General features: G+C 62.2%; 12 protein-coding genes. 2 read left to right on the top strand and 10 right to left on the bottom strand.

Annotation, left to right across the window (positions count from 1 at the left end):
- Positions 1-84: 84 nt before the first annotated feature.
- From tpiA to GPA21_RS15715, 10 genes are all read right to left on the bottom strand, one after another.
- The gene (gene tpiA / locus GPA21_RS15760; RefSeq protein WP_168989085.1) at positions 85-837 is read right to left on the bottom strand and encodes a triose-phosphate isomerase; all 753 of its coding nucleotides are present in this window, start codon (positions 835-837) and stop codon (positions 85-87) included.
- Positions 838-1,123: 286 nt separating this feature from the next.
- Positions 1,124-1,933, bottom strand: a complete 810-nt coding sequence (locus tag GPA21_RS15755; protein WP_168989084.1) for a universal stress protein — start codon at positions 1,931-1,933, stop codon at positions 1,124-1,126.
- 20 nt (positions 1,934-1,953) lie between these two features.
- On the bottom strand, positions 1,954-2,262 hold the full coding sequence (locus GPA21_RS15750; protein WP_168989083.1) for a CC/Se motif family (seleno)protein: 309 nt from the start codon (positions 2,260-2,262) through the stop codon (positions 1,954-1,956).
- Positions 2,259-3,338, bottom strand: coding sequence for an ACR3 family arsenite efflux transporter (gene arsB / locus GPA21_RS15745; protein WP_168989082.1), 1,080 nt, complete (start codon positions 3,336-3,338; stop codon positions 2,259-2,261). The genes GPA21_RS15750 and arsB overlap by 4 nt, the downstream gene beginning before the upstream one ends.
- Positions 3,339-3,374: 36 nt before the next feature.
- On the bottom strand, positions 3,375-3,725 hold the full coding sequence (locus GPA21_RS15740; RefSeq protein ID WP_168989081.1) for a metalloregulator ArsR/SmtB family transcription factor: 351 nt from the start codon (positions 3,723-3,725) through the stop codon (positions 3,375-3,377).
- 192 nt (positions 3,726-3,917) lie between these two features.
- Positions 3,918-4,151 (bottom strand): thioredoxin family protein, encoded by a 234-nt coding sequence (locus GPA21_RS15735; RefSeq protein ID WP_168989080.1) that lies wholly within the window; start codon positions 4,149-4,151, stop codon positions 3,918-3,920.
- A gap of 13 nt (positions 4,152-4,164) precedes the next feature.
- Entirely contained in the window at positions 4,165-5,508 is a 1,344-nt protein-coding gene (locus tag GPA21_RS15730; protein WP_168989079.1) for a permease, read from the bottom strand.
- 90 nt (positions 5,509-5,598) lie between these two features.
- Positions 5,599-6,927 carry a sigma-54-dependent transcriptional regulator gene (locus GPA21_RS15725; protein ID WP_168989078.1) on the bottom strand — a complete coding sequence of 443 codons (1,329 nt, stop codon included), beginning with the start codon at positions 6,925-6,927 and terminating at the stop codon, positions 5,599-5,601.
- The gene (locus GPA21_RS15720; protein WP_168989077.1) at positions 6,924-8,384 is read right to left on the bottom strand and encodes a sensor histidine kinase; all 1,461 of its coding nucleotides are present in this window, start codon (positions 8,382-8,384) and stop codon (positions 6,924-6,926) included. Before GPA21_RS15720 ends, GPA21_RS15725 begins: the two co-directional genes overlap by 4 nt.
- Before the next feature lies 1 nt (position 8,385).
- A complete protein-coding gene (locus tag GPA21_RS15715) occupies positions 8,386-9,246 on the bottom strand; it encodes a substrate-binding domain-containing protein (protein ID WP_246262003.1) in 861 nt (286 codons plus the stop codon).
- 250 nt (positions 9,247-9,496) lie between these two features.
- Here GPA21_RS15715 and GPA21_RS15710 point away from each other — a divergent pair, with 250 nt between their 5' ends.
- Complete coding sequence (locus GPA21_RS15710) at positions 9,497-10,669, top strand: 4Fe-4S dicluster domain-containing protein (protein WP_168989076.1); 1,173 nt, start codon at positions 9,497-9,499, stop codon at positions 10,667-10,669.
- Positions 10,670-10,776: 107 nt separating this feature from the next.
- Positions 10,777-12,582 (top strand): molybdopterin-dependent oxidoreductase (locus GPA21_RS15705; RefSeq protein ID WP_168989075.1); only part of this gene is annotated, 1,806 nt, incomplete at its 3' end.

Below are 12,582 nucleotides of genomic sequence, written 5' to 3'. Positions count from 1 at the left end.
CTGCCAGACCGACGATCACGTGAATCGTCAGCACGATGGAAAACATGTAACCGCTCATTTGATAACCCGACCCAAAGAAAACAATCAAGACTTGCTGACAGCCGCAGCGCAGATTGCGACGAATTCGTCCGCAACCAGCGAAGCCCCACCAATCAAGCCACCATCCGAATCCGGCAGCGCGAAAAGCTCGGCAGCATTGCCCGCCTTTACGCTACCCCCGTACAGAACATCCACCGCATCCGCGTCATCGATGCGCGCCGCGAACCAGGCCCGAACGAAACCAAGTGCATCCTGAACCTGTTCCGGCGTCGGCGTCCGGCCGGTACCGATCGCCCACACCGGCTCATAGGCCACCACCAGACCCGCCAGACGCGAGGCGCCACGCACCGTATCCAGCGCATCCAGTTGTTGCTGAAGCACCGAATGAACCTCGCCCGCGTCTCGCTGTGCCAGGGTCTCGCCGACACAGACAACCGGCACCATGTTCGCATCGAGAACCGCGCCCGCCTTTCTGGCCACCGTCTCGTCGCTCTCGTCAAAAAGACTGCGTCGCTCGGAATGGCCCACGATCACGAAACGGCAACCGAACTCAGCCAGCATCTCGGCGTTCACTTCGCCAGTGTACGCCCCGTAGCCGTACTCACTGACGTCCTGGCTGCCGAAGGCGATTGCGCTATCCTCGAGGATCTCGCCCACTTGGGCAAGATACGGATAGGGAACACAGACCGCGCACCGAACCCCGGCGGGTACGCCACTCGCGACGGCGTCGAGCAAAACCCTGTTGCCGCTCAAACTGCCGTTGGATTTCCAGTTGCCGATAACGAGGCTGCTTTTCATGCGTTGCGGCCGATAAAAGTTTCGATTCTAACTTGCGAAACCCGTCCAGGCAAAGCAGCGCAGAAGAATTGCTTCGAGACTAGCCCGCATTTCTCACACTGGCGCGTAGCGAGGACGCCGAGGTGCCGCTGTAGTGCGCCGCACTGACTGAGCGACGCTGAAGGCGTAGCTGACACTACGTCGAAGCAGTGAGAGGGAGTACCGCGTGCCACAGCGAGCGCATCGGTGGCCGCAGCCGTGACCGTGCCAGAAATGCGGGCCAGCTATCTGCGGCTTTAACCAGGTCTTAAGTCGGGACAAGCAGCACCGGCAGCGCCGAACCACGACAAACGGCTTCGGCAGTGCTGCCGAGCAGCAACTCGTGCAATCGATTGTGCCCGCGCTTGCCGACAATGAGCAGATCGGCTCGAGCGTCGTGGGCAATCCTTAAAATCACCTGCGCCGCCAGTCCGGCCTCCATGCGGAAGCTCACCTCGCCCCTGCACCTGTTGGTCAGCTTCTGGATATGGTCACGAGCGCAGCTTTGCTCGCGTTCGCGCTCAGCCAGCTCTCCACGTTCGATCGCACACACTGCGACTCCCTTCGCGCCTGCCGCTACAAGCGCCACAAAACGGTTCTCGGCAGCCGCTGCAGCCTGCGAACAATCGGTCCCGAGCACCACGGTACGCAGGCCGCCTATCGGGGGCAAGACGGCATTCGTCGGCCACAGCAACATGGGAATCCGTGTAAGCCGCGCAAGATTCAACACCGTGCTGCCAAGAAACAGCTCACGAATCGCGCTGTGACCATGTGAACCAGCAAGAATGACATCAGCGCCCGCCCTCTCGGCGACATCTGCCAGGGTGCGAGCCGGCTCCCCCGCCTCGACCACCGTCCCGACGGAGAAGCCGGCCTGCGACAGACTATCTCGATAGCCGTTGAGCCTCGCGTCATATTGCTCACGATGTGTCTCGGGCGGGACTTGACCATAGCGTGCAGCGAGAACATGCACGAGCGTCAAGCGCTTGCATCCCCAGTCGCGCAAACTCGGAAGAACTCTGGCAATGGTCTCCCATGCGGGTGAGAAATCGACTGCCACAACGATATGTCCAAACATGTCCGCCTTCTCCTTGCGATTCACGTCTCAGTCGTGACGTCCGCCGCAGGCCGAATCCCGGCCTCCAGGCAAAGCCTGCACCATGGTCCGAATCCATCGATATCGACTTTCATCTCCTCGTCTTCCAGTTCCGCTGCAACCCACACCCTCAAACCGTCCATGTGATGACTGCGGTACTGCAAAGGCTCGTCAGGCGAGCGCGCTTCGGCAACCGGCACCGCAGCACGCCCCCCGCAGCAGCCGTTGCGAATCGACGTACGGAGCGTCAGCATCCCGCCCTGATCCATCAGCCAGCGTTGTGCAGCCGGTGTTATGGCAATCGTGGTCATGGTCGTGCCGGCGAGGTCTGGGGGAAGCCGCCTCTGGTGCGGTTGGCGATGCGAACCAGGGCGAGCATCAAAGGAACTTCCACGAGCACCCCGACCACTGTCGCAAGTGCGGCGCCGGACTGCAGACCAAACAAGGCAATTGCTGCAGCCACCGCCAGTTCGAAGAAGTTGCTGGCACCAATCATCGCACCAGGGGCCGCCACGTTGTGCGGCACCTTCCAGGCTTTGGCCCAACCGTAGGCAATGAAGAAAATGAGAAAAGTCTGAATGGTCAGCGGAATGGCAATCAGCAGGATGTGAAGCGGATTGTTCAGAATCACCTCGCCCTGGAAGGCAAACAACAGCACCAGCGTCACCAGCAGTGCTGCAGGGGTCACCGAGCCGATTTTCTTCAGGAACACATTGTCGAACCACTCGATTCCATGCTTGCGGATCAGCCACACCCGGGTCGCGTAACCGGCGGACAACGGAATCACGATGTACAGCACAACCGACAGGGCAACGGTGTCCCAGGGCACCACAATGTTCGATACGCCGAGCAGAAAGACCACGATCGGCGCGAAAGCGAACAGCATGATGAGGTCGTTCAGGGCAACCTGGACAAGCGTGTAGGCAGCATCGCCCCGCGTCAGGTAACTCCAAACAAAGACCATTGCCGTGCAAGGCGCTGCGCCCAGCAAAATGGCACCGGCGAGATACTCCCGTGCGAGATCCTCGGGAATCAATGGCCGAAAGAGCACAATCAGAAAGAACCACGAAATCGCAAACATCGTGAACGGCTTGATCAACCAGTTCACCGACGTAGTAATGACAAGGCCCTTCGGCTGACGCCTGACCCCGAGGATGGCGGCAAAATCGATCTGCACCATCATTGGGAAGATCATCGCCCAGATCAGCACCGCGACCGGAAGGGAAACCTGCGCATACTCCATCTTCGCAAGCGCCTCCGGCACCGCAGGCAGCCATTGGCCAAGCGCGACCCCCGCAACGATACATAGCGCCACCCAAATCGTCAGATAGCGTTCGAAAAAACCTAATCCAGCGGCTTCGGACGATCGCCTGCTCTTATCAGCCATTCAATTTGATTCCCTGAGATAACAACCGAGGAAGATTCATGCCCCACAGCGCTCGATCGAGGGCCGTATAGTCATCGCCGCCAGTCTCCGGCCATCCGCATTCACAGTAAGCTCTCCCCAATCAGAGCGACGCGCCGAATCAAGCACCTCGACAACCCATCCTGGCAAGGATGGATGGAGACGGTAATGAACCCACTGTCCGCGCCGTTCGTCCTGCACCAGACCGCCCTCGCGCAACATCGCCAGATGACGCGAGATCTTTGGCTGCGAAAGCTCGAGTGCCTCGGTCAGTTCGCAGACACACAAGCTGAGCTCTCTATGGAGCAGCAGCGCGCATCGCAGTCGCGTGGGATCGGACAGGAGCTTGAAAAGATGTTCCGGATTCATTGCACAAACGATAGCAAATATCTGCCTATCCGTATATACGGCATTCCATATCTCGGGTAGCCCTCAATGGACGGTGCCCCACTCCGCCCGGCCCGCGCAGCGGACGTCGACGACCTTGTATCGATACCGCGTATCGAGTCCGCACGCTGATCACTTCGGCGGACCGAAGGCCTGCACACCAGGCGTCTCGGGCTACCGACCCAGCATCTGCATCAGTTCTTCGCTGCTCGCCACCTTGCCCTCCACAAGCACTTCGTCCCCGATGCCGAGCGCCGGAGTGCGCATCACCCCGGCGTCGATGATGGCGTTCATGTCGGTCACCTTCTCCACTTCGAGTGTGATGCCGAGCCGACGAGCGGCTGTCTCCGCGTTGGTCGCAAGCTGCTGGCACTTGGCGCAGCCGGAACCGTAGATCTTCACCTTCATCTTCGATGACTCCTCAAAAGAACTGCCCATAGAAAAAACCGGTCGCAGTGGCCATCAATACCACCAGGCCACAGTATGTGAGCGTCTTGGCGGTACCGAGAACAGTGCGTATCACCAGCATGTTGGGCAGCGACAGGGCGGGACCGGCAAGCAGGATGGCAAGGGCGGGCCCCTTGCCCATGCCGGCACCCAGCAGACCCTCGACGATCGGCACCTCTGTGAGCGTGGAGAAATACATGAACGCGCCCAGCACCGCGGCGAGAAAGGTCGACGCCAGACTGTTGTCGCCCACCGCCGAGGCGACCCACGAACCCGGCACCAGCGCCTCATGACCGGGACGACCGAGCAGGAACCCTGCGATGAGCACGCCACCAAGCAACAGCGGGACAATCTGCTTAGTGAAATCCCAGGTCTGGTTCGACCACTCCCGCCCTTCGTCGCCCTCGCCTCTGGCCTGCCACATCACGCCAACGATGCCAACCAGCATCGCCAGTTCCGGGGTCTGCGGAAACAGCAGAAGGCAAACCAGCACGAGCACGCCAGTCAGCCCGACACGCCGAATCGACCAGCCCCACCGGCGCACCAGCACAACGGCCAGCACGACGGCGAGGAGCACAGTCAGCGGCCATTTCACCGCATGCACCGCCATCCATGCCGGCGAATCCGCACTCGCCCAGTTCGCGAAGACCAGAATGCCCACCATCGTGCCAAACAGCATGACCAGATCGCCGATCGGACGCGCGTCGTCGTCCGCCCCGAATCCGCGCCCGGGGGAGCGAGCGCGTTCGGCTTCCTCCCGGCGAAAGATGAAGTGCATCAATGCACCGATTACCACCGCGAACACGATCGCGCCCACGGCACGCGCAATGCCGATCTCGGCGCCCAGTACCTTGCTGGTCACGACGATCGCCATGACATTGATCGCCGGACCGGAATACAGGAAGGCAATTGCCGGCCCCAGCCCTGCACCCCGTCGATAAATCCCACCGAACAGCGGAAGCACGGTGCACGAGCACACCGCAAGCAGCGTTCCGGAAACAGAAGCGACGCCGAAGGCCACCGGTCGTGGCGCGGTCGGCCCGAGATGCCGCATGACCGCACCCTGGCTGATATAGGCAGCCATCGCGCCCGCGATCACGAACGCAGGCAACAGGCACAGGATGACGTGCTCGCGCGCGTACCATTGCGTGAGAAGCAACGCTTCGCCAAGTGCCTGCCCGACACGGGGCACGCCGACCTCGATCGGCAACCACCCCAGCGGCATGTAGTAGATCAGCGCGAACGAGGCGGCCATGCCCACGAGCAGCATGGACTCCCGATTCACACCCAGTACCTGAGATCCGTGTCGGCCGAACATGAGGAACCTCTTCAACAGCCTTCTTCAAACGAAAGGCTCGGGATGATTGCGCACTCGATAGGAGTGTCTGTGATTCGACACGGCCCCACCTCAGCCCTGTGACAGATCGAGCCGTTTCATCCGCTCCCAGAGGTTCTTTCGGCTGATGCCCAGTCGTGCCGCGGTACGCGCAATCTGCCCCTCGTTGGCCTCGAGCGCCTGCTTGATGTACTCCCGTTCGCAGGCCCTCAGATAGTCGGCCAGGCCGGCCGCCGTAATGCCCTCCAACAACTCACCCGGCGGTGGCACATCGAACAGGGTCTCAAGCTGCAGCTCGTCACCGACGCTGAGAATACAGGCCCGTTCAATCGCGTTCTTCAACTCTCTTACGTTGCCGGGCCAGCTGTGCATCAGCAGGGCCTGCTCAACGGTCGGCGTAAGCCGCTTGGGCTCCTCCGGATGCGCCCGAGCATGCGCTGCAAGAAAGCGCCGTGCCAGCCACAGCACATCTTCGCCACGTTCGCGCAACGGCGGTAGCCGCAGATTGATGACGTTGATGCGATAGAAGAGGTCTTCCCGGAACGCGCCCTCCTCGACCATTTCGCGCAAATCGCGGTGCGTTGCGCATATCAGCCTGAAGTCGACGCCGATCGTCCGTTCGCCACCGACCCGGGTCACCTTTCGTTCCTGAATCGCGCGCAAGAGCTTCACCTGCATCGGCAAAGGCATGTCGCCGATCTCGTCGAGGAACAAGGTGCCGCCATGGGCTTGCTCGAACACCCCGGGCCGCTCCTTCACCGCGCCAGTATAGGCGCCCCGCTCGTGACCAAAGAGTTCGGCCTCCATCAGGCCTTCGCTGATCGCACCGCAATTAACCGCGATGAAGGGGCTCTTCCGCCCCGCACTCGCAATGCGGTGCAGCTCGCGCGCCACCACTTCCTTGCCCACGCCCGACTCACCGGAGATCAGTACCGTGCTGGCTTGGCTCGCCAGCCGGGGAAGCAAGTTCTGAACATGCTCCATTGCAGGCGACACGCCCAGCCGACCCTCTTCTTCGCCCTCATCACCCTGGCTCAGCATCACCGTCAGGCGTCCGACCAGCGCATCGAGGTCGAAGGGCTTGGTCACGTAATCGGCCGCGCCCGCCTTCAGCAGGGCGACAGCCCGGTCGACCGCACCATGACCGGTAATGAATATCCACGGCGGCATTGACAGACCACGTTGCTTGAGTGCCAGGAATAAATCTCCCCCGTCCCGGTCAGGCAGCCTGATGTCGCTGACCACTGCCGCGTAGTGGTGGCGTTCCAGCGCGATCTCGGCCTCCGCACAACTGCGATGCCAGTCATGCGCGAAGCCCTCGAGTTCGAAACGCTCGCAAAGGGATTCGCCCATGATCTCGTCGTCCTCGATCAGGCACAGTCGCGACCGAGTCGCCCTCATCCAGCATCCTCCTTGCTGACCGGAAGCACCACGGTGAAAACGGTGCCATGTTCCGCATCGCTGCGCACATCAATACTCCCACCCAGCTGCTGAACCAGCTGGTATGTCACCCAAAGCCCCAATCCGTGTCCCTCACTGCGACCGCCGACAAACGGCTCGAACAGATGCGTGAGCCGTTCCGCCGCAATCGGCTCGCCCTGATTGAGCACATCGACACGAAGCTGTCCCGCTTCCCTGCACACTCGACAGAGCACTTCACTTGACTGCGCTGCTGCCTCAACCGCGTTGAGCAGCAGGTTGAGCATGATCTGACGAACTGCCGTCGACGGAAGCGAGAGCGGTTCGGCCAGCCTGCCTTCCCAGCGCAGAGCAACCTGTCGCCGGCTGGTATGCGGATGCAGGAGGGTATCGATGTCTTCGAGATCCTGCTGCGTGAGCGGATGGCTCTGCACCCGCGTTTCGACCAGTAATGCCGCGACGGTGTCGCGGATCTGCTGCAATCCGCGCTCGAGCAGCGGCAAGGTGCGGCTCACTGCGAGCTCGGGCTGGCCGTGCTTCTTGTAGGTGCTGATCGCATTGAGCATGCCGCCGAGCGGGTTGTTGATCTCGTGCGCAATGCCTGCGGTGATGCGTCCGACTGCGGCTAGCCGCTCGCTCGCGATCACCTGCTGCTCGAGCGCCTGCTTCTCGCGCAAGGACCGAAGCATGCTCTTGAGCTGAGTACCCGCGAGACCGATCTCGTCGCGGGACTCGTAAAGCTGGTACTCGGGCTCCGGTGGAATCCGATCACCGACCTTTCCCATGCAGTCGGCGAGCTGCACCAAAGGGTCGGCCATCCGCCTGCCCCAATAGGCACTCATCGGCAGGAGCAGCAACAACACCACAAGTGTCACCAGCGCCGAACGATTGACGATCGCGAGAAAACGCGGCTGGAAAATCGATTTGGGATATGCCATCACCAACGTACCGAGACTCACACCATCGGCAACGATGGGCATGGCGACGAAGAAATCATCCGCCTCCGCCAGTTCGATCGCGCGGCCACCGGCTGCAGGGCGCAGGGCTGCAAGCTCCACGGCCAGTTGCGCGTGCACCGGCCCGTGCTCGACCAGCTCGGAACGCACCGGGTAGGTTCGTGGCCGCGTCGACACGTACACGCGCATCTGCGGATCGAGGACCATCAGCGTTTCTGCCCCGAGCGCTGAAGGCACCTCGGTTTCGACCGGCAGACTCACAATCTCATAAGCCCGCCACAAGTCGTCATGCAGCAGCGGGGTGATGAGGGCCGAGGCCAGAACCCGCCCCAGACTCTCAGCATTGTCGAGAAGATCGCTGCGCAGCTGATCATACTCGCGCATGACGTTGGCCGCGGTCAGCGTTCCTGCCGTCACCAGCACGAGCACAATCGCGCGCAACGGAATCTTGTAGCGGAAGCTGAGGTCGCGGAACAGCAACATGTCAGCGCGAATCCACCCGCTCGGCCATGGCGGCGATCGGCTCGAACATCGCGGGATCACCGGGAACAAAACCATCCAGATTGAGAGTCTCAAGCAGCTGCGCCCCGGCGGCATCGTTCCTCATATCGACGAACACCTCACGAACCGTTCTTACGATGTCGGCATCGAGATCGGAACGCGCGACGAAGGGCGGGAATCCGTAGGCCGGAGAGCGCGACACGATCCGGGTCCGCGCGGTGATCTCGGGATGAAGGCGCGACATTGTCTCCCATACATAGCCGGCCACCGCGCCCCCGTCGGCCAGCCCGGCCGCAACTGCCTCGACCACCTTTCGGTGCGACCAGGTGAAGAAGCTGCGCCGAAAATGCGACTCGAGCGACAGACCCGCGTCATGCAGCAGGAAGCGGGGATAGAGCGAACCGGAGAAGGAGTTCGGATCCGAGAACGCGAACACCTTGCCGCCCAGATCCCCAATCCGACCGACCTCCGGGAGATCGTCGCGAACGATAAGGTAGGAATGGTATTCGGGTCGCCCCAGATGCAGAGGCACAGCCAGCAAGGTCAGTCGCGCCCTGTCCATCATGTACGGATAACCGCACATCCAGGCTACATCGATTTGTCGGGCGCTGATCTGTTCCGATATCTCCCGGTAACTCGCCCGTTGCACGAAAAGCACGGGACTGCCGATACGCGCGGACAGATACGTCCGCCACCGGTTGAGGAACGCGGCCTGATCATCCAGGAAGACCGGTGTCAGGCCGATCCGCAATGGCTCGTTGGCGGTCGCGAGTGCCGCCACAGCGGGAAGGGCACACATGCTGCCTGCCGCGAGCGTGGCGCCGATGAAGCGTCTCCTGTTCATGATCTCCGGTTCCTACCTCCTCGCGTTTCAGTCTATACCGTGCCGCGGGGACATGCGAGCAGGCGCGTGACCCTATCGCACAGCTCCTGATCGCGTAGCACGTGACCAGCAAACGAGCACTGTTACCGATCGGTAGCCGTTGAGGCCACCCGGGTCCGCCATGGTTACCGATCGGTAACGCACACTTGCTCAACTCCCCTTGCGTCGCATGGTTTTGCGGCGCTGGCATGTTTGCTGCAAGGGTCGGGACATGAAGCCGGAACTCGCCCCCGCCAGAAACCTGATCAGACTGTCGCCCCACGCACGCTTGCGTGCTGATCCCGAGGCCTGTCTGACACTACGCTACCCCGACTTGGGTTGCGACGAGTGCGTACGGATTTGCCCAACCACTGCTCTGTCGTTGGGCGAGTCAACTCTGGTGCTGAGCGACGCCTGTACCGACTGTGGCCGCTGCGCGGCGCTGTGCCCGACCGGCGCACTCTCCCCGGCTGTTCTCGACGGCGATCTGCCGACCGACGCACCTGGCGGACTCCGCATCGAATGCGTAAAGGTACCGTGCGACTTTTCGGACGACAACGCACTGCGGGTTTTCTGCACGGGGGCACTCAGCGTGGCCCAGTGGCTTCGTCTGGTCCGCACTGCAGGCGTTTCGGACACGACGTTGATTGATCGAGGTTGGTGCGAGGGCTGTGAATCCGGCGGTCAACGCCATCCGGCCGGCCGCAACATCGAGCAGGCCAACGCCATCCTGTCCGAGATCGGCCGGCCTGAGGCACAACGCATTCGAGTCGTCGACGCACCGCTTCCTGTCACGCTGCGTCCGAGGCATGTTCCCGACTCCGGACAGGCGCGACCGATCGACCGGCGGGGCTTTCTGCGCAGACTCGCCGGTGACGCCGCCGCCGCGGGTCACCGCTTCGTGGCAGGAGAGTCCACGGCACAGCCCAGCCTGCCAAACGGCCGCCGACGCATTCTTCCGAGTGCCCGTCTCGCGACACTGGCGAGCCTGCGCGAACTGACCGGTATCGACACCCCTCTGCCGGCGAGTCTCTCCCATGTCGTGACAGTGACGGATGCCTGTCATGGCCATCAGGTCTGTGCGCGAAGCTGTCCTACGACCGCCTTGCGCAACATCGAGGATGAGGCACTCGCGGGCCTGAGTTTCAATCCCGCCCTGTGCATCGGCTGCGGGCTCTGCGAGAAACAGTGTCCCGAACAGGCGATCCGGATCGAGCGGGCCTCAACGCGTGCATTGATGGCTAAGCCGCACTTGCTCGTCGCCCATCGCCGCCAGCGTTGCCTGGATTGCGGCACACAGTTTGTCCCAGGCAGGGACGCCCATAAAGAAGACGACGTCTGCCCGGCCTGCGCCAAGTCGCGGGATCTGGGCAGTTCGCTATTCGCCGACCTATTCCGGACATGAGGTCCGGCGCGGCAAACCGGTTCAATCGAGGAGGGAGACCATGAAGACAGCCACGAAACGAAACCCACGCAATGCACCCACCGTCCGGTGTTGAGGAGACAGAGCAGATGAACGTATTCCAGACCCTGATGAGCCGGCGGCGCTTTCTGAAGACCAGCGCGGCCGCCGGCGCCACCGGTGCCGCGGTCGCCGGCGCTGGCGGACTGACCGGGCTTGCCCCCGCCAGACCGGCTCACGCCCAGGCGGCGCGCGGTCAGACCACCGTCACCAAGAACATCTGCGCACAGTGCCCAGCTCGTTGCGGCATCGACGTCTACACCACCAACGGTCGTGTGCATGCAATTTACGGTGACACCGGCAACCCGATCGCCAACGGCAAGCTTTGTCCCAAGGGCCACCTCGGCACCTATTTCCTCTACGACGCCGACCGCTTCAAGGGGCCGATGCGCCGCACCAACCCGCGCAAGGGTCGCAACGAAGACCCGGGTTTCGTACCGATATCGTGGGACGAGGCGCTGGACATCGTTGCCCAGCGTCTCAACGACCTGCGCGACCGAGGCGAATCGCATCGCTTCGCGCATTTCTACGGTCGCGGCTGGGGTGCGTCGGACGCGGGGCTCTATGGCGACTGGGGCAAACTCTACGGCACTCCCAACTCGGCGATCGGGCATGCATCCATGTGCGCAGAGGGTTCCAAGCGGGCCAAGCAGATGACCGATGGCAACGACTCGTACAACTCCTACGACTACCGCAACACCAATTACATCCTCAACTTCGGCGCGAGCTTTCTGGAGGCATTCCGCCCCTACAACTACCTGATGCAGGTGTGGGGCCACATGCGCAGCAAGAGCCCGAAGACCCGGGTGACGACCATCGACGTCAGGATGAATCCGACCATGGCGGCATCGGATCGCGCCCTGTACATCAAGCCGGGTACCGACGGCGCCATGGCCCTCGCAATCGCCCATGTGATTCTCACCGAAGGCCTGTGGGATCGCGAGTTCGTCGGCGATTTTCGCGATCCAGGCATGCGCTTTCGGACCGGCCAGACCATCTCCCAGTTCGCCTTCGAGGAGAAGTGGGTACATGGACTGACCGAGTGGTGGAACGAGGAGCTCAAGGACCGGACGCCGGAATGGGCGGAAAGCGTCACGACCATCTCCGCCCGCGACATCGTGCGGGTGGCGCGCGAGTTCGGCACCACTCGTCCAGCCATGGCAATCATGGAGCGCGGGCCGACCGCCCACACCAACGGCACCTACAACGGCATGGCAATCCATGCGCTCAACGCGCTCGTCGGAAGCATGTTCGCCGAAGGCGGCATGTTCTATCAGATGGGCACCCCGTACGGCGGCCTGCCGGTCAATGCCGACGACTACCTGGATGACTGGGCAAAGAACGGCGATTGGAAGAAACACCCACGCATCGACAAGGCCCGCACACCCGAATGGCCGATGACCTCGCACATGATGCAGGAGGCCGGCCCCAACCATCTCAAGGGCGACCCGTACAAGCTCGATACGGCGATGTTCTTCTACACCAACCCGATCTGGACCGCACCGAACCCGCAGGTGTGGGAAGAAGCCCTCAAGGACGTGTTCGTGATCGACACCTCGCCCTTCCCCGGCGAGACGGCGATGTATGCCGACATCGTGCTACCGGACCACACCTATCTGGAACGCCTGCAGGACTCGCCGACCTATCCGTTCGAAGGCTGGCCGATGGCTGCGCTGCGCGTACCGGCAGTCGATCCGATCTACGACACCAAACACTTCGGCGACACCCTGATCGAGATCGGCAAACGGATCAAGGGGCCGATGGGCGAGTACTACAAGGCGCTCGACAGCGTCGAGAACGTGTTACGCCACCGCGCCAAGGGCTTCGAGGCCAATCCCGGTGACAACGGTGTGAAC

This window comes from Azoarcus taiwanensis, assembly GCF_012910885.1.
GTDB lineage: Bacteria > Pseudomonadota > Gammaproteobacteria > Burkholderiales > Rhodocyclaceae > Azoarcus_F > Azoarcus_F taiwanensis.
Note: the sequence above shows the minus strand (reverse complement) of the source record. Positions and strands in the feature narration are given on the sequence as shown.

Bases quoted from the DNA above. Each gene is read 5' to 3' on its own strand.
- tpiA (WP_168989085.1), bottom strand. From the start codon at position 837: ATGAAAAGCAGCCTCGTTATCGGCAACTGGAAATCCAACGGCAGTTTG.
- GPA21_RS15755 (WP_168989084.1), bottom strand. From the start codon at position 1,933: ATGTTTGGACATATCGTTGTGGCAGTCGATTTCTCACCCGCATGGGAG.
- GPA21_RS15750 (WP_168989083.1), bottom strand. From the start codon at position 2,262: ATGACCACGATTGCCATAACACCGGCTGCACAACGCTGGCTGATGGAT.
- arsB (WP_168989082.1), bottom strand. From the start codon at position 3,338: ATGGCTGATAAGAGCAGGCGATCGTCCGAAGCCGCTGGATTAGGTTTT.
- GPA21_RS15740 (WP_168989081.1), bottom strand. From the start codon at position 3,725: ATGAATCCGGAACATCTTTTCAAGCTCCTGTCCGATCCCACGCGACTG.
- GPA21_RS15735 (WP_168989080.1), bottom strand. From the start codon at position 4,151: ATGAAGGTGAAGATCTACGGTTCCGGCTGCGCCAAGTGCCAGCAGCTT.
- GPA21_RS15730 (WP_168989079.1), bottom strand. From the start codon at position 5,508: ATGTTCGGCCGACACGGATCTCAGGTACTGGGTGTGAATCGGGAGTCC.
- GPA21_RS15725 (WP_168989078.1), bottom strand. From the start codon at position 6,927: ATGAGGGCGACTCGGTCGCGACTGTGCCTGATCGAGGACGACGAGATC.
- GPA21_RS15720 (WP_168989077.1), bottom strand. From the start codon at position 8,384: ATGTTGCTGTTCCGCGACCTCAGCTTCCGCTACAAGATTCCGTTGCGC.
- GPA21_RS15715 (WP_246262003.1), bottom strand. From the start codon at position 9,246: ATGAACAGGAGACGCTTCATCGGCGCCACGCTCGCGGCAGGCAGCATG.
- GPA21_RS15710 (WP_168989076.1), top strand. From the start codon at position 9,497: ATGAAGCCGGAACTCGCCCCCGCCAGAAACCTGATCAGACTGTCGCCC.